This is a genomic window from uncultured Caldilinea sp. (genome assembly GCF_937128415.1).
GTDB lineage: Bacteria > Chloroflexota > Anaerolineae > Caldilineales > Caldilineaceae > Caldilinea.
Window position 1 is genome coordinate 18655 of record NZ_CAKZMJ010000109.1, and the last position, 16174, is coordinate 34828.

The 16174-nt window shown below is 60.8% G+C and carries 13 protein-coding genes; 11 read left to right on the top strand and 2 right to left on the bottom strand.

What is annotated here, in order from left to right; all coding sequences use genetic code 11:
* Window positions 1-237: 237 nt before the first annotated feature.
* Window positions 238-717 carry a plastocyanin/azurin family copper-binding protein gene (locus Q0367_RS20545; RefSeq protein WP_297638788.1) on the top strand — a complete coding sequence of 160 codons (480 nt, stop codon included), beginning with the start codon at window positions 238-240 and terminating at the stop codon, window positions 715-717.
* 356 nt (window positions 718-1073) lie between these two features.
* Here the strand turns inward: Q0367_RS20545 and Q0367_RS20550 are convergent, their stop codons facing one another.
* Entirely contained in the window at window positions 1074-2105 is a 1032-nt protein-coding gene (locus tag Q0367_RS20550) for a zinc-binding dehydrogenase (RefSeq protein ID WP_297638785.1), read from the bottom strand.
* A 136-nt stretch (window positions 2106-2241) separates the two neighbouring features.
* Window positions 2242-3297, bottom strand: coding sequence for a zinc-binding dehydrogenase (locus Q0367_RS20555; protein WP_297638781.1), 1056 nt, complete (start codon window positions 3295-3297; stop codon window positions 2242-2244).
* A gap of 242 nt (window positions 3298-3539) precedes the next feature.
* Between Q0367_RS20555 and Q0367_RS20560 the strand changes: the two genes are divergently transcribed.
* The 10 genes from Q0367_RS20560 (at window position 3540) to arsM (ending at window position 16095) form a co-directional block, all read left to right on the top strand.
* Window positions 3540-4850: an ABC transporter substrate-binding protein gene (locus Q0367_RS20560; protein WP_297638778.1), complete on the top strand. Its 1311-nt coding sequence runs from the start codon at window positions 3540-3542 to the stop codon at window positions 4848-4850.
* Window positions 4851-4973: 123 nt separating this feature from the next.
* Window positions 4974-6338 carry a carbohydrate ABC transporter permease gene (locus Q0367_RS20565; RefSeq protein ID WP_297638774.1) on the top strand — a complete coding sequence of 455 codons (1365 nt, stop codon included), beginning with the start codon at window positions 4974-4976 and terminating at the stop codon, window positions 6336-6338.
* A 12-nt stretch (window positions 6339-6350) separates the two neighbouring features.
* Entirely contained in the window at window positions 6351-7238 is an 888-nt protein-coding gene (locus tag Q0367_RS20570) for a carbohydrate ABC transporter permease (protein ID WP_297638769.1), read from the top strand.
* A 384-nt stretch (window positions 7239-7622) separates the two neighbouring features.
* Window positions 7623-8123, top strand: coding sequence for a hypothetical protein (locus Q0367_RS20575; protein ID WP_297638766.1), 501 nt, complete (start codon window positions 7623-7625; stop codon window positions 8121-8123).
* Between the two features lie 224 nt (window positions 8124-8347).
* Entirely contained in the window at window positions 8348-9304 is a 957-nt protein-coding gene (locus tag Q0367_RS20580; protein ID WP_297638763.1) for a copper chaperone PCu(A)C, read from the top strand.
* 442 nt (window positions 9305-9746) lie between these two features.
* Window positions 9747-10976 (top strand): chorismate-binding protein, encoded by a 1230-nt coding sequence (locus tag Q0367_RS20585; protein WP_297638760.1) that lies wholly within the window; start codon window positions 9747-9749, stop codon window positions 10974-10976.
* A 1-nt stretch (window position 10977) separates the two neighbouring features.
* A complete protein-coding gene (gene menD, locus Q0367_RS20590) occupies window positions 10978-12702 on the top strand; it encodes a 2-succinyl-5-enolpyruvyl-6-hydroxy-3-cyclohexene-1-carboxylic-acid synthase (protein WP_297638757.1) in 1725 nt (574 codons plus the stop codon).
* Between the two features lie 211 nt (window positions 12703-12913).
* Window positions 12914-13825, top strand: coding sequence for a 1,4-dihydroxy-2-naphthoyl-CoA synthase (locus Q0367_RS20595; RefSeq protein ID WP_297638753.1), 912 nt, complete (start codon window positions 12914-12916; stop codon window positions 13823-13825).
* 73 nt (window positions 13826-13898) lie between these two features.
* Window positions 13899-14981, top strand: coding sequence for an o-succinylbenzoate synthase (gene menC, locus Q0367_RS20600; protein ID WP_297638750.1), 1083 nt, complete (start codon window positions 13899-13901; stop codon window positions 14979-14981).
* Window positions 14982-15333: 352 nt separating this feature from the next.
* On the top strand, window positions 15334-16095 hold the full coding sequence (gene arsM, locus Q0367_RS20605) for an arsenite methyltransferase (RefSeq protein ID WP_297638747.1): 762 nt from the start codon (window positions 15334-15336) through the stop codon (window positions 16093-16095).
* Window positions 16096-16174 lie beyond the last annotated feature (79 nt).

A 16174-nucleotide genomic window follows, 5' to 3' on the forward strand; every position in this document is an offset into this window, starting at 1 on the left:
TCATGATAAAACAAGTTCGGCGCAATCACCGTGAGCGTTCATGCAAATCGAAGACATCCTCCGGGCTGCACCGCACACCCCTTCCAAACGCTCGAAGCTGTCTGGAGAATTTTCTATCCATTCGCGCAGTTTGGATGCCCTGTTTGGAAAGAATTAAACAATAGGCGCAGGAGGTTTGTGCTAAACTCGGTTTTGCGATAATTTTCACAAATTTGCTTCATGAATGGAGAGTTTCTCATGAGACGTTTGTTCCTTGTGGTGACGATTTTGTCAATGTTGATGCTGGCGGCTTGCGGCGGTTCGACGACGCCTACGCCAACTCCACCGCCGACGCCTACAACGGCGCCTACTGCGCAACAGGTGATCGCCGCCACGCTCGAGGTAATCATGCACGACATCTACTTCGGCGACGACAGCAACAACATCGCCAATCCTCCGGTCTGGCGGGTGCCGGCCGGCGCGGAGGTGACCGTCAACCTCGATAACCAGGGCGGGCTGGAGCACAACTGGGCTGTTGTGAAAAAGGGTGTAGAGTTGCCGATTCCTTTCATGCCCGACCAGAACAAAGATCTTCTCTACTGGGAGGCGGGGGTGCTGCAGGCGGGACAGAAGGATTCGGAGACCTTCACGGCGCCAAGCGAACCCGGTGAATACATCGTCATCTGCACCGTCGCCGGCCATTACCCGGCCATGCAGGGCAGGTTGATTGTGGAGTAGGCAAGCTTTAACAAAATAATCCGGCAATTATCATAGGTGCGGCTCTCAGCCGCACATTCTCGGGGGAGCCAGATGGCCCTCACCCCCTGCCCCCTCTCCCAATGCCGGGAGAGGGGGAGGAGGCCCTCACCCCTAGCCCCTCTCCCATGCTGGGAGAGGGGGAGAAGGGAGCACCGTAGGGGCGGCTCCCAGCCGCACATTCTCGGTGAACCGCAAGGTTTGCAGGTTTCAAGGAAATGCAGCTACGAGCTGCACCTCCGGGCCACCAAGAAATTTGTGAAACGACGTAGAGCTTCCGGGAAAATTTTTCGACATTTGCGTCGAGATTGCGTCGTCACCGTCGGCTGCCAAATCCATCACACCGGAACAAAGAGCGTTTTGACCCCGCTGCGATCTTCAAACGTTGCAAATCCCGCTTCCCATTCCGTGATGGGAAAAACATGTGTGATCAGCGGCGCCGTGTGCACTTTGCCGGTGCGCATCAACTCGAGCGCCCGCAGCCACGACGACGGCGTGCTGGCGTTGCTGCCGGTCGCCGTCAGCTCCTTGTAGACAAGCTGATCGAGGTCCCACGCCACCGGCTTTCCGAACAGTCCGATCTGCACATAACGGCCGCGACGGCGCACCAGCGTCAACAGTTGTTGCGCGGCTGCGCCGGCCCCGGCGCACTCATAGACCACATCGGCGCCCTGGCCGCCTTCGGTGAGGTCGCGCAAAAGAGGAAGCGGATCCTCTCGCTGCACGTTGACGACGTGATCAGCGCCCAACGCTTGCGCCAGCGCCAGCCGCCGCTCATCGGCGTCCGTTCCAAGCACGACGGCGGTCGCACCAGCAGCTTTGGCAACCTGTAAGGTGAGCAACCCGATGGCGCCCGGTCCGGCGATCACGGCCACGTCGCCTGGCGTCACCGTGGGCGTCGTCAGCGTGGCGTGCACCACGCAGGCGAGCGGTTCAGTCAGTGCGCCGGCCTGAAAGTCCACATTTTCCGGCAGCGCATGGATATTGCGCGCCGGAACAATCAGGTGCGTGGTGAAGCCGCCGTTGACCGCCGAGCCGATCGAACGGCGCTCCGGACAGAGGTTGATCTGGCCGGCGCGGCAGTAGCGGCACTTGCCGCAATAGGAAAAGTAGGTCTCCGTGGTGACGCGCATGCCCGGCGTCACCCCTTCGACGCCCTCGCCCACCTCGACGATCTCGCCGGCGACCTCATGGCCGAGCACCACCGGCGGCCAGGAGCGGAACTCGTCCTTGTAGATGTGCAGGTCGGTGCCGCACAGCCCGGCGGCGCGCACGCGAATCTTGACCTGGCCGGGACCCGGCGCAGGTTCTGGAATGTCGCGCAGCTCGATGTTGCCGACGCCCGGCGCCACTTTCATGATTGCTTTCATCGGTTGCCTGTCTTCCTTGATTGAACATGAACCCGGTTCATTTGAGTAGAATGTAACATGAGCAGAATGTAACAACGCCAAGACGCAAAGATGCAAAGGCGCAATCGAGCTGGATGCAGTGCGCACAGGGGGCGTATTACTCTCCTTCGCCGGCGCAGTCCAGCACCACCTGGATCGTCTTTTCGGGCTCCTGATCGCAGAGGCGGAAGGCTTCAGCGGCTTGACTGAAGGGCAGCACATGGGTGATCAACGGGCGCAGGTTCAACACCTCCTGCGCCTGAAGGTGCATGACCGTGCGCACCAGGCGCTCTCGATTCCAGCGGTAGGTTAATTCAGGGTTGACGCCGTAAATCTGGGAGCAGACGAGATGGATGCGGTTGTGATGAAACTCCTCGCCAAGAAAGAGGCCCTGCCCCGCTCCCTGGAAGAAGCCCAACGTCACCACCCTGGCGGAATAGGCGGCTGAGCGGATCGCCTCGTGCAGCGCCGGATATGCGCCGCTGGCCTCGATGCAGACGTCCGCGCCGCGGCCGTCGGTCAAAGCTCGAATCCGCTCCGCCACGGCGCCCTCCTGCGGCGTGAGCGTTTCATCGACTGCGCCCACTTGAACGGCGACGGTTCGTCGCAATTCGAGCGGATCGACGCCGATCACCTGAGCGCCGGAGCGTTTGGCGAGCTGTGCGATGATCTGCCCTGGCGTCCCCAGGCCGAAGACGGCCACGGTCTCGCCGATGCGGATGGCGGCGTCGAGCACGCCGTTGAGCGCAATGGCGCCGATATGCGAGAAGACGCCGAGGATAGGGTCAAGCCCCGGCGGCAGGATGCGCTGCGCCGCATACGCCTCGGTCATGACGTGATGGGTGCGATGGCCCCACGTCCCGTAGATGCGGTCGCCTGGACGCACCTGTCTCACCTCGGCGCCGACTTCGATCACCTCGCCGCATTCCTCGTAGCCTATGCCGTAGATCGGATACTGCAGACTGCTTTCCGCTGCAGGGAGAAAGAGGCGAAGCCCGTCATCCCAACGCTTGTGCAGATAGGGATTGACGCCGCGATAAAAAGTCAGCTCGGTGCCGGCGCTGACGCCGGTGTAGAGGGTGCGTAGACGCACTTCGTCAGGCGCAAGAGGCGGATCCGCTGTTTCTTTGATTTCCAGCGACTTGGGCTGTGTCAATACGAGGACTCTTGCCATAGAGAAAAAACCTTTGCCGTGCTTTCCTGAGTTGCTCTTCTTCAGTCGATTGAAAACCTAGTTGACACGATTCCACTGGAAACAGTATAGTTAGATCGAGCGGGCGTCAAATTCCACAATCCATCCATCCTCGTCTCAATACGGTCGTTCATCGTGCAGGACAGAGTTGTACATGCTACAACGTGGTGTATGTATCGATCGAGTCCAAGTGCAACCTCTACGACAAACGAAAGGATTGAAGTATGACCCGCAAATCATCCAGTCTCTTATTGACGTTGCTGCTTCTCTTCAGTATGGCGCTTTCCGCCTGCGCCACACCGGTGACGGCGCCGCCAGCCGCTGAAGCGCCGGCGCCGGCCGCACCGACCGTCAACAAAATCACTTACAATTCCTATCAAAGCGACCCGGCCCCGCGCGCCTGGATCGAGGGCGTCGTAGCCAACTGGAATGCAGCGCACCCGGACATGCCGGTCGACCTCTCGATCATTGCACACGAGGACTTCAAGCAGGCGCTGCGCGCCATGCTCACTGCGAACCCGGCTCCGGATGTGCTCGACTGGTTTGCAGGCAATCGCGCCCGCTTCTTTATTGATCGGGGTCTGATCGCCGACTTCTCCGATCTGTGGGAGCGCGAAGGCTGGGACGCCGTCTATGCACCGGGCTTCATCGCTCTGGCCACCTACAACGGGGGCAAGTATTTCCTTCCCAGCTCCTATTACTGGTGGGCGATCTATTACCGTCCCTCCCTTTTTGAGCAGGCCGGCGTCCAGGCTCCGATCGAGACCTTCGATGATCTACTGGCGGCGTGCGACGCCCTCAACGCAGCCGGCATCACACCGATCACGATCGGCGCCCGCTTCAAATGGCCGGCCGCAGCCTGGTTCGACTATCTCAACATGCGGACGAACGGGCCGGAGTTCCATATTGAGCTGATGGATCTCAAGGTTCCCTACACAGATCCGCGCGTCAGAGCAGTCTTCGAGAACTGGAAGAAACTGATCGACGCCAAATGCTTCATCAGCGATCCGGCTGCCTATGACTGGCAGGAAGCCATCGACCCCATGGTGCAGGGCCAGGCTGCGATGTATCTGATGGGCGCCTTCATCACCGACTCTTATCCGGATGAAGCGGAGAACGACCTCGATTTCTTCCGCTTCCCCGTGATCAACCCGGACGTGCCCATCGGCGAAGACGCGCCGACCGATGGGTATTTCCTGGCCGCCAATGCAGGCAACCTGGCGGGCGGCAAAGAGTTCCTGGCGTACCTGGGTTCTAAGGAAGTCCAGCAGTCGCTGCTCGACACCCTGGGCCGTCTGCCCTCGCGCGTGGACGTGGACATCTCCAACATCAGCCCCGCCACACAGAAGGGCATTCAGCTGATCCAGAGCGCCGATTTCATCGCCCAGTTCTACGACCGCGACACCACGCCGCCGATGGCCGAAGCCGGTATGGACGGGATGATGCGCTTCTGGGACAATCCAGATCAGATTGACCAGATTCTGGAGGAGCTGGAGGCGGAGCGACAGCGCATTCTGGCGGAAGCTGAGGAATAGCTGCCGAGGCGTTTCTACAACGAGACGTTGGCAACCGTGTCGAGTCCTGACGGACTGAATGGTGGAAAACGGGCAACGGCCATCACCGTTGCCCGTGCTTGTCTCTGAAAGGGGGAGTGTTCCATGCAACAGACGCTGTCAAGACGCTCTACGTGGTTTGATGGATGGGATTTCTCGGGGCCCAACGTGATGGCCCTCCTGGCCGGAGCGGTCATGCTCTTTGCGTTTTTCTTTTTGCCCTGGTTCGGCGACAACGTGAGCAACAACGGCGCTCGCATTATGGTCGACATCCTGTATGAAGCGCCGGGGGCGTTGCGCACAGAAGCGCTGATCTGGCTGATCCCTGTGGTCGCGGTAGCCACGTTCGCAGCCACGCTTTGGGGAGCGATGGCTCCAGAGCAAGCGCGGATTGCGTCGCCGCTCGCCTCACTCTTGGGTCTGACGACGTTGCTTTACTTTGTGCCGGCGCTCGGTCGTGCAGGTGCGCATCCGCTGCTCACGCCTGGCGCCGGGTTCTGGACGGCCTTCGTCTGCGCCATCGCCATGGTTCTGCAGTTCGTGCTTGCGATGCCGGCGGTGGCCGAACGCGGCGGTGCGCCGCGGAAAGGCGTGCGCCGCGGCCGTCTGCCCCAGTGGTTGACGCCCTACCTCTTCATTGCGCTGCCCCTGATTCTCTATGCAATTTGGATTTTGGGTCCGACGGTGTACACGATGTATCTCAGCTTAACGAACTGGGACGGCGTCTCCACCCCTCAGTTTATTGGACTGGCGAACTACGAACGTCTCTTCACGCGCGACCGCAACTTCGTCGAGTCGCTGGTCAACAACCTGCGCTGGCTCATCGTCTTCATTCTGATTCCAACCTCAATGGGCCTTGGGCTTGCGCTCCTGTTCAACAATGAAATGTGGGGAGGCCGCTTCTACAAGGTCAGCTTTTATGCGCCGCTGGTGCTCTCCTTGCCGGTCATCGGCCTGATCTGGGCGTGGCTCTACAATCCTCGCCTGGGACTCATCAACAGCTTGCTGTCGATGATGGGGGTGACGAACCTTCCCGGCTGGTTGGGAAGTCGCGAGCTCGCCATCTGGTGTGTGATCGCCGCTGCAGTGTGGCGACAGGTCGGCTATGTCATGGTGCTTTATCTGGCGGGTCTGAAGAACGTCGACCCCAGCTATATCGACGCCGCGCGCGTCGATGGCGCCGGCCGGCTGGCGCTCTTCCGCCATGTGGTGATGCCGCTGCTGGCGCCGGTGACGACGATCGTGATCGTGATCTCGATCATCGATTCATTGCGCGCATTCGATCTGGTTTCCATCATGACGCGAGGCGGTCAGGGCACCCAGGTGCTGGCCAACTTCATGTACATGGAAGCGTTCAACAACTATCGCATGGGCTACGGCGCCGCCATTGCTGTGGTGCTTTTTGCCATCAGCATGGTGTTCATCGCCTTTTACTTGAGTCGTGCGATTCGAGATGAGCTAGAGTATTGAGCGGAGGCGAGCATGGCGACGCAATCGATCAAGACGCAACCCATCAGTCGACCGGCCCCCACTTCGGTGAGCCGCGCCTGGAAACGTTTTCTCACCTTTCTGTTCTACGTCGTCCTGACTGCTGCGACGCTCATCTGGTTGACGCCTGTGCTGGCAGCCGTCGTCACATCGCTGCGCACAATGGACGACATTACGATCAACGGCTTCTGGAGCTGGCCGCGTGAAATCGTCTTCTCCAACTTTGAACGCGCTTGGACGACTGCGCGCGTCTCAAAATATCTGCTCAACAGCTTCATCATCACGATCCCGGCGCTGATCGGCATGCTCTTCCTCTCATCGTTGAGCGCCTTTGCCCTGGCGCGCTATCGCTTCCGAGGCAACCTGTTCATCTATTTTATCTACGTGGCAGGCACGATGTTGCCCTTTCAGATTTTGCTGTTGCCCGTCTTTCGTCTCACCAATGCGCTTGGATTGTACGACTCCTACGGCGCGTTGATCCTGATCCACACCACCTTTCAGTTGGGTTTCTGCACCTTCGTGCTGCGCAACTTCATGCGCACCGTCCCCGGCGAGATCATGGACGCCGCACGCGTCGATGGGTGCAGCGAATTTCGCATCTACTGGCAGATTATGTTGCCGCTTACGCTGCCGGCGCTGGCGGCGCTGGCCACGCTGCAGTTCACCTGGGTTTTCAACGATTACCTCTGGGCGATCGTGTTGCTGCGCTCCGATGTGCTGCGGCCGGTGACCGCCGGTCTCGCCACGCTGCGCGGCCAATTCAACACCGACTGGCCGGTGATCACCTCCGGCGCGCTGCTCGCTACGATTCCGACGCTGATCGTCTTCGTCTTCCTGCAACGCTACTTCATTCAAGGGTTGACGCTTGGTTCAGGCAAATAGGCTTTCTAAGAGTTCAGTCATGAAAACAACGCTGCAAGGTCGCAACGAGCTAGCGTCCGCCCAGCTCAACGCCAGCGGGGCTTAAGTTAGGATTTTAGGCGAAATGCGGATGCGTGGTGGACAGGTTCTTCAGGACGAAAGCGATCTCCGATGGCTCCCACTTGCTCGACGGCGTCAGCGCCGGAGACCTTATCGATGCGCAACGACTCCTGCTGCAGTCATTGCAAGGCCCAGTGCGATGTCTGAAATTCCAGGCCACGCCTGGCCAACGCTGTTTCAAGGGGTTGCAAAACCGGCAAAACGACGACGGCGAGCCGGCGCCTGACGTCCGTCGCCAGGCGCGCCATTTGCAGGATCAAACCGCTTTTGCTATTCTTGCGCACGATGCGATCGCATGCCGCCACTCTTCTACGGATACGCCGTCGCCGGAGAGAGCGCCGCTGGCTTGGCTACGTCAACGTGTTCCTGGCAGGCATTTTTGGGTTGATCCTCCCCTTCGTCTGTTGGGGCGCCGAGGCCACGCCGGGGCACGCGCACCTTCGCGCGCATTTCGTCTTCATGACGCCCGATGCTTCCACCGGTCAGACGTTCACGGCCTATCCTAATGCACAAGCTGCAGTCCTCGCCGCCGCCCGTTCCATGGCGGAGGGTCTGCATGAGCTGTGCACCGCTCCTGTCAAAAGCGCTACAGCGAACTCGCCGGCGGGTCAGTCGACGCCGCAGACCCTGGCCGTCACCTTGTTGCTGCTTGTGGTCTTCGGCGCTTTAATCGCATTGCTTCGTCATCATCTAGGCGCTTTCCCAGAACGCTTCTCAGCGATGTTTCTTTGCTGGCTCCCCCTCGATGTCGCAACGCCCCCGCCTCGCCCCTCTTCTCTTTTCTGAAAAATTGCCTCTCACATGGGTGCGTCAGCCATCGAGCGGATGTCTCGAATGGCGACGCGCAGCTGTCTGACAACCTATCACAGTGTTGCATAGGGGTGCAACCACGTTTGTAAACGTCTGCCCCATGTTCATGGGGTTCACAGCAAACATCTGAGCGCCTACGCAGTTAGACAAACCGGGCACATTTTCGTTTTTTTAGGAAATTTTCAGGAAAGAGGAGAACCATGCGCACCTACATGCATCGTTTCGCAGTGTGTCTTCTGGCGCTTACTTTCATTTTCGCCGGTTGCACGATGACGCCGATTCAACCGATGGCGCCGATGGCAGGCGCCGACGCTACGGCGACCGAACCGCCGCTGCCAGAGCCGGAGCCGGGCAAACTGACGATCGTGGACGTTCGGGCGCGGCCTGCGCCGCTGGCGGGCGGCACCGGCGCCGTCTATTTCACAGTGTTGAATGGACTCGACCAGGAGGTTCGACTGGTTTCCGCCTCCAGCCCGGTCGCCAACGTCGTCGAAACGCATGAAACCGTCAGCGAAAACGGCGTCATGAAGATGATCCCCCTCCCTGACGGCTATGCAATTCCCGCAGGCGAGGCGCTCGTGCTCAAGCCGGGCGGCAAACACATTATGCTGATCGACCTCGTCAAGCCGCTGCAACCGGGCGATGAATTCAACTTGACGGTCAACTTCGACAACGGCGAATCCTTCGAGCTGACCGTGCCGGTGCTCGACATGCAGATGACCATGCCCATGCCGGATGCGCAGCACGATCATGGCCAAGATCATGGGGACGCCAAAGCAGAAGAGGACTCCCATGACCATGATCAAGGCGACGCCGAGATGAAGGAAGAATCGCACAGCCACGATCAGGGCCACATGACGCAGAGCGAGGCGACGATGGCGGCGATCCAGGCGCTGCCCATCAGTGCAGTGCACAAGTTGGACGAGGCGCTTCACGCCGGCGAAGCCATGGATCTCAACGCTGCGCTGGAGACCGTTCACGAACTAAAGGAAAAGCTCCACGCCGCCTCGTGGCCTGACGAGCTCAAAGAGGCCGTCGGCGCCATCCGGGCGAAGGCGGAAGCGTTGCATGCGGCGTTGTCCAACAATGACCTCAACGCAGCCAAAGCGCTGGCCGCCGAACTCCATGACCTGCTGCATCAGTTGGAAGGCCATTGATAGGAGTCGGTAAGCGATCCCGGTCAGCGCCGTCTCGGCGGAGCGCAAAGGTTTGGAGGAATGCAGGCGCAGCTCGGAGCTGCACTTGCTCGATTTTCCCCTGGCTCCAGGGTTCACCGAGAGCCTGCAGCTGCGAGCCGCAGCTACGATCAAATCGGTGCATTCTCGTAGGCGCAGCTGTAAGCTGCGCCTACGTTTGCTAGGGGTCGTTTGTTCAATTCCATAAGCTCCTCACCCATTTCCCGTTCAACTAAAAACCCCAAAACCACGATCTTTTGACAGCGAACGCGCAGTTGTGATATTCCTACTCTATTGTGAAAAATACAACGAAGGTACGCCGCGTCACGCAGCAGGCGCCGGACTTTGAATAAAATAAAGGGCGATGGACAATGAGCGCCGGAGCAAACCATCCAAATCCGACTCAGGCGGCGAAGGGACGTTTATGACCCATAAAAATATTGACTTGCAATTTACCCAACTGGATGTCGAGCGGCGCATTGGCAAGCTGTATGATGCAGCCGTTGCATCGAACAGCGCAGTCGCCTTCTGGCGGCTGCCGGGGACGTCGCAGCCGCAGGCGATGGTTGATTTCAACCATCCTGTGCGGTTTGCGCCGGTGGATTTTCTCGAGCGCCGCTCCGCTTTTATCTTTGCACCTTTTGTGTCGGAGCCGGCGGGGGCCGCTTTCCAGCTGCAGGCCGACCTTTGGTTTGACGGCGAGCGACTGCACAGCCATCGACCGAATGGCTCGCCGGCGCGCGCAGAGCGAGCGGAGCGTTTTTTTGCTGCGTTGACGGCGGATGCTCCCTGTGCGCCGCGGGGATGGTATCGCGCCGACGCAGCTCGCACTCACGCTGCGACGGAAGATGAGTTCATTGCGCTCGTGCGTAAGGCCATCGATTTCATCCGCGCGTCGGGCATCGCCAAAGTAGTGGTCTCGCGCACCGTCCCGGTTCCCCTGCCGCCCCAATTCGACCCGGTGAAGACGTTTCTATCGTTGTGCACGCGATATCCTCACGCCTTCGTGTCGCTGACGGCGATCCCGGGCGTCGGCGTGTGGTTGGGCGCTACGCCGGAGGTGCTGCTGACCCTTGACCATGAAGGTCTGACCACGATGGCGCTGGCCGGCACGCAGCAGCGCCCCGCCGACCTGCCGCTCGACCAAGTGCAATGGGGGCGTAAAGAGATCGTCGAACAGGAGATGGTGGCCGACTACGTGCGTAGCTTCTTCGCTGCTGCGGGCGTTGCAGGCGTAGAAGAACGCGGCCCGCAGACTGTCGCCGCAGGCTCCGTCGTCCATCTGCAGACGCTCTTCCGCGTCAACCTGCCCGAGGCCGAGCGTCTCGCTCTCGCCAACCGCGTGCTCGACGAATTGCATCCCACCTCCGCAGTCTGCGGCATGCCCAAACGCAAAGCCCTGGCCTTCATCCTTGCGCACGAAGGATACGACCGCAGCTTTTACAGCGGCTTTCTCGGCCCGGTGCACATTCAGGGTCGCTCCAGCCTCTACGTCAATCTGCGCTGCATGCGCCTCGGCGTCGACCAGGCGCATCTTTACGTTGGCGCCGGCATCACGATCGATTCTGACCCGGTCGCCGAATGGCGCGAGACCGCTTTGAAGGCGGAGACGATGCTGGCCGTGCTGGGCGCAAGTGAAAAGGCTTCCGGCTGAGATGGCGGACGGCGTCTTCCCGCTGGTGGAGCTGGCGATCCAGATCTGTGTGGCCAGAGGCGTGCGTCGCTTTGTCGCAGCGCCCGGCTCTCGCTCTGCGCCAATTACGACGGCGCTGGCCGCCCATCCCGACGTCACGGTGCATGTCGTCTACGATGAACGCTCCGCAGGCTACGTCGCCCTGGGCATGGCGCAACAACTGCGCACGGCGGTGGGCCTGGTCTGCACATCAGGCACGGCCGCCGTCAATCTGGCTCCGGCGGTGGTGGAAGCCTTCTACCAGCAGATTCCGTTGGTCGTGTTCACCGCCGACCGCCCGCCCGAATGGATCGACCAGCAGGACAACCAGACTATCCATCAAGCCGGACTCTATGGGTCTCATGTGCGCTACGCCGCCGCGCTGCCGATGGATGACGGCCATCCCGACACGCGCTGGCACGCTGCGCGGCTGATCACCGAGGCCATCGACGCTGCGCATGGGTTGCAGCCCGGGCCGGTGCACATCAACGTTCCGCTGCGCGAGCCGCTTTACCCGCCCCCCAACTATCGACATGAGTTTACCCATGAAGTGATCATCCGCCGTCGGCCCTCGGCTCACCCGACGTTGGACGAATCCGCCTGGCGGCCCTTGCTCGACCAGTGGCGCCACGCCCGACGCAAATTGATCGTCGCAGGCATGATGAACGTCGATCCGACGCTGCACGCTGCGTTGCAATGCCTCCAGAACGATCCGTCCGTGGTCGTCTTCGCCGATATGACGGCCAACCTGTGGCCGCGGGTCGCCCCGCTTGTCCATGCAGACGTAGCGCTCGGCACGCGCGACCCCGCCACTCTGGAGGCGTTGACGCCGGACCTGGTTGTGTACATCGGCGGGCCGGTGACCTCCAAATACCTGAAAACACTGTTGCGCACCCGCCCGCCCCAACAGCTCTGGCGAGTGCAGCCGGCAGGCGCAGCGCCCGACACCTATCAATGCACCACGACGCTCATTCACATGACGCCCGGCGATTTTTTCAGTGCACTGGCCGAGCGCGCCCCTGCACCCATCGCTTCTGACTATGCGCAGAAATGGAGCGCGCTGAACGCCCTGGCCCGAAAACGGCTCTTTCAGCTGCTGGACGCTGCACCCTTCGGAGAGTTTCAGGCCACGCGCATCGTGCTGGAGGCGCTGCCCGATCAAAGCTTGCTTCAGATCGGCAACAGCATGCCGATTCGCTATGCGAATTTCGTCGGCGTGACGCCCGGCCACGCGCCGGCGCAGGTCAACGCCAACCGCGGAACCAGCGGCATCGACGGCTGCGTCAGCACCGCAGTCGGCGCAGCGCTGACCACCGACGCACTCACCACGCTGTTCGTCGGCGACCTGGCCTTCTTCTACGACCGCAACGGCCTCTGGCAGCGCACCCTGCCGCCCAACCTGCGCATCGTCCTCTTCAACAACCACGGCGGCGGCATCTTCGACATCATCGAGGGGCCCAATCGCCTCGATCCGGAGACGCGCACGACCTATTTCCTGACGCCGCAGCCGCTCTCGGCGCAACGCACAGCAGCCGACCACGGACTGCGCTACTTTTACGCCGCAGACAAAGCAGCGCTCCTCGACGCTTTGTCGCACTTTTTTTCGCCCTTCGCCGGGCCGGCGATCCTGGAAATCGAGACAAAAATGGCCGTCAATCGCTCCGTTTTCCAGTCCTTCAGAGAAATGACGGCCGGTCTGAAATTGTAAAGTCGCACAATTGTAAAGAGCGGCGGGCAATTGCCCATGTCACCGTCGAGCACTCTGCGCAGCAGCCAGGCTGGAAACGAGAATTCAGGACTTTGCGACCGTACGACACGACCGGAATATACGACCGCAAGAGCGGTGAACAATTGCAGGTGAGCAAGAGCGCCATGAAGTCAAGAAAAGAAACAAGGCAGTAAAGGAGCAGGCGAGCATCATGGGAGAACTCCAAACGAACGACCCACTGGCCGAGATCGCAGCCCAGAATCTAAAGAAATTGCTGGCGTCCAGCGGCGTCGCCTGGCAGGAGGTGAAGGCGTACAGCGACATCACCTACCACAAGGGAGAAGGCATCGCTCGCATCGCTTTCAACCGGCCTGAAGTGCGCAACGCCTTCCGTCCCCAGACCATTGACCAAATGATCGAAGCCTTTCGCGACGCCTGGATGGACGGCTCCATCGGTGTGGTGTTGCTGACAGGCAACGGTCCTTCGCCCAAGGACGGCGTCTACGCCTTCTGCTCGGGCGGCGACCAGCGGGTGCGAGGCCACGCCGGCTACGTGGATGACACCGGGCTGGCTCGATTGAACGTCCTGGAGCTGCAGCGCATCATCCGCTTCATGCCCAAGGTGGTCATCGCCGTGGTGCCCGGCTGGGCGGTGGGCGGCGGCCACAGCCTCCATGTCGTCTGCGATTTGACCCTGGCCAGCAAGGAACACGCCAGGTTCAAGCAGACAGACCCAGACGTAGCCAGCTTCGACGCCGGCTATGGCTCCGCCTACCTGGCGCGTCAAGTAGGCCAGAAGCGAGCCCGGGAGCTTTTCTTTCTGGGCAAGGTCTATTCGGCCGAAGAGGCCTTCCAGATGGGCATGGTGAATGCGGTGGTGCCCCACGATGAGCTGGAAAAGGTGGCCTGCGAGTGGGCCAAAACCATCAATAGCAAGAGCCCTACGGCCATCAAGATGCTCAAGTACGCCTTCAACCTGATCGACGACGGCCTGGTGGGCCAGCAGATCTTCGCCGGCGAGACCACTCGTCTGGCCTATATGACGGACGAAGCCCGAGAGGGCCGAGACGCCTTTGTGGAGAAGCGGCGGCCTGAGTTCGAGAAATTCCCCCGTTGGCCATAGGCTGAAACACAGAAGGCTCTTGACAATTGTAAACTGCGAGAATTCTCACGAGGGACCAACGCCTGAGCGCGCTATGTTTCGTCTCGCTGCAGCGCCCTATCAGCTCTTCTTCCGAAAGCCGGTGCCGACCTCGCGCGGAATGTTGACGGCGCGCACCATCTGGTTTGTACGCGTCTGGCGCAGCGAAGCTCCCGATCAGGTCGGCTGGGGGGAAAGCGGCCCTTTGCCCACCCTCAGCCGAGACGGACGCGAGGATTTCGGCGCGCTGGCGGAACAATTTTGCGCCCGCTTCAACGACGCACAGATCGATTCCTTCGATGCGGCGCAGACATGGGTGCAGCAAATTGCATGGGAGCTTCCGTCGCTCGCCTTCGGTGTGGAGATGGCATTGAGCGATCTACACACAGGCGCGCAACGTCGTTGGTGGGACACGCCCTTTACACGTGGAGAGCGCGCGCTGCCGACGCATGGCCTGATCTGGATGGATGACGTCGACGGCCTTCTGCGGCAGATTGAGGCGAAAATCGCCGCCGGCTTCTCGGTGATCAAGCTCAAAATCGGCGCCCTGCCCTTCGAGGAAGAACTCGCCCTCCTGCGCACTGTGCGCAGCGCCTATCCCAACATCGAGATTCGACTCGACGCCAACGGCGCCTTCACGCCTGCGGAAGCGCTCGACCGCCTCGACGCGTTGGGGCCGTTGGACATCGCCTTCGTCGAGCAGCCGGTGGGGGTCGGCGCATGGAGCGTGCTCGCCGACCTCTGTCGCCACTCGCCGGTTCCCATCGCCCTCGATGAAGAGCTGATTTCGGTTCGCTCTCCACAGGAACGCGACGCCCTCCTATCCATTGTGCGGCCCCAACTCCTGATCATCAAGCCGACGCTTCTCGGAGGCTTCGCCGCCGGCAAGGAATGGATCGACGAAGCCGAAACGCGCAACATCCGCTGGATCATCAATTCCCTGCTCGAATCGAACCTCGGCCTCAACGCCATCTGCCAGTGGACGAGCGCCATCGGCGGCGCGCAGATTCACGGCCTGGGCACGGGCGGCCTTTTCACCAACAACATTCCCTCTCCGCTGTGCCTGCGCGGTGCTTGCCTCCAGGTCGATCCTTCTGTCGCCTGGCGTCTTCCGGAGCTTGAACAGCCTGGAAAATAGGCGCGCTTTGCCGCTTCACACTTTCCGCAAAGGATTTCTTGTCCGATTTCTATATGGCTGCTAACCGCTGGCGGCCTATAGAGGCCGCTCGCAGCTGCGCTGGCTCGAATTCTCTAAAAATTTTGTGAGGTCCACCAAGAACCTGCGACTGCGAGCCGCAGCCACCCCAAACCATAGATCGGGCGAAGCATCCTGGAAAATGAGGGCGGCTGCACCGTGACGAGCTACGCATCAACAAAATTTTCCGCTTGACAAATCGATAAATATCGATATATTATAAGGCAATCCGGGCGCCGGGACGTTGCAGCACATCGATCAAAGCCATCAATTCACCGAAAGGAACAACAAGACCATGACGCAGTTCACCGAAATTCACGAAGTGATCCAGCAGCGCTACGGCGCCATCGCCGAAGGGCGCGGCGGCTGTTGTGGCCCCACGGACTGTTGCAGCGAAACTTCCAACGCAACGTCGCTTTACAATACAACGCTGCTCGAAGAGCTGCCCGTCGAGGTGACGGACCTCGCGCTCGGCTGCGGCGACCCGGTGACGATCGCCGGGCTGCGCGCGGGCGAACGCGTGCTCGACCTGGGCAGCGGCGGCGGCATCGACTGCTTCCTGGCGGCGCGACAGGTTGGCCCGACAGGACGCGTCATCGGCGTAGACATGACGCCCGCCATGCTGGCGAAGGCCAATGCCAACAAAGCGCGCCTGGGCGTCGAGAACGTTGAGTTTCGCCAGGGACAGATCGAAGCGCTGCCGGTCGAGGACGAAAGCATCGACGTCGTGATGTCCAACTGCGTGATCAACCTGGCGCCGGACAAGTTGGCCGTCTTCCGCGAGGCCTTCCGCGTGCTGCGGCCGGGTGGACGCATCGCCATCAGCGACATCGTCACCGAAGGGGAGTTCAGCGAGGAGCTGCGCGCTGACCTCTCGCGCTGGGCGGAGTGCGTCACCGGCGCCATCGACGTCAACGCTTACGTTGCTCTCATGCAGCAGGCCGGTTTCACTGAAATCGCGGTGACCGACAAACGCTCCGCCGAGGACATTGCACCAATGCAGCCGGGCATGCCGAAAATTTACAGCGCGCGCATTACGGCGGTGAAAGCGAAATGAGGAGGCGTGTTGCGTGTTGCGTGCTGCGTGTTGCGTGCTGCGTGTTGCGTGGTATGATGGCGTGGGTGGAACCATGCGT

Coding starts and splice junctions, on each gene's coding strand:
- Q0367_RS20575 (WP_297638766.1), top strand. CDS start 7,623: ATGCGATCGCATGCCGCCACTCTTCTACGGATACGCCGTCGCCGGAGA.
- Q0367_RS20595 (WP_297638753.1), top strand. CDS start 12,914: ATGGGAGAACTCCAAACGAACGACCCACTGGCCGAGATCGCAGCCCAG.
- Q0367_RS20585 (WP_297638760.1), top strand. CDS start 9,747: ATGACCCATAAAAATATTGACTTGCAATTTACCCAACTGGATGTCGAG.
- Q0367_RS20555 (WP_297638781.1), bottom strand. CDS start 3,297: ATGGCAAGAGTCCTCGTATTGACACAGCCCAAGTCGCTGGAAATCAAA.
- arsM (WP_297638747.1), top strand. CDS start 15,334: ATGACGCAGTTCACCGAAATTCACGAAGTGATCCAGCAGCGCTACGGC.
- menD (WP_297638757.1), top strand. CDS start 10,978: ATGGCGGACGGCGTCTTCCCGCTGGTGGAGCTGGCGATCCAGATCTGT.
- menC (WP_297638750.1), top strand. CDS start 13,899: ATGTTTCGTCTCGCTGCAGCGCCCTATCAGCTCTTCTTCCGAAAGCCG.
- Q0367_RS20570 (WP_297638769.1), top strand. CDS start 6,351: ATGGCGACGCAATCGATCAAGACGCAACCCATCAGTCGACCGGCCCCC.
- Q0367_RS20550 (WP_297638785.1), bottom strand. CDS start 2,105: ATGAAAGCAATCATGAAAGTGGCGCCGGGCGTCGGCAACATCGAGCTG.
- Q0367_RS20580 (WP_297638763.1), top strand. CDS start 8,348: ATGCGCACCTACATGCATCGTTTCGCAGTGTGTCTTCTGGCGCTTACT.
- Q0367_RS20545 (WP_297638788.1), top strand. CDS start 238: ATGAGACGTTTGTTCCTTGTGGTGACGATTTTGTCAATGTTGATGCTG.
- Q0367_RS20565 (WP_297638774.1), top strand. CDS start 4,974: ATGCAACAGACGCTGTCAAGACGCTCTACGTGGTTTGATGGATGGGAT.
- Q0367_RS20560 (WP_297638778.1), top strand. CDS start 3,540: ATGACCCGCAAATCATCCAGTCTCTTATTGACGTTGCTGCTTCTCTTC.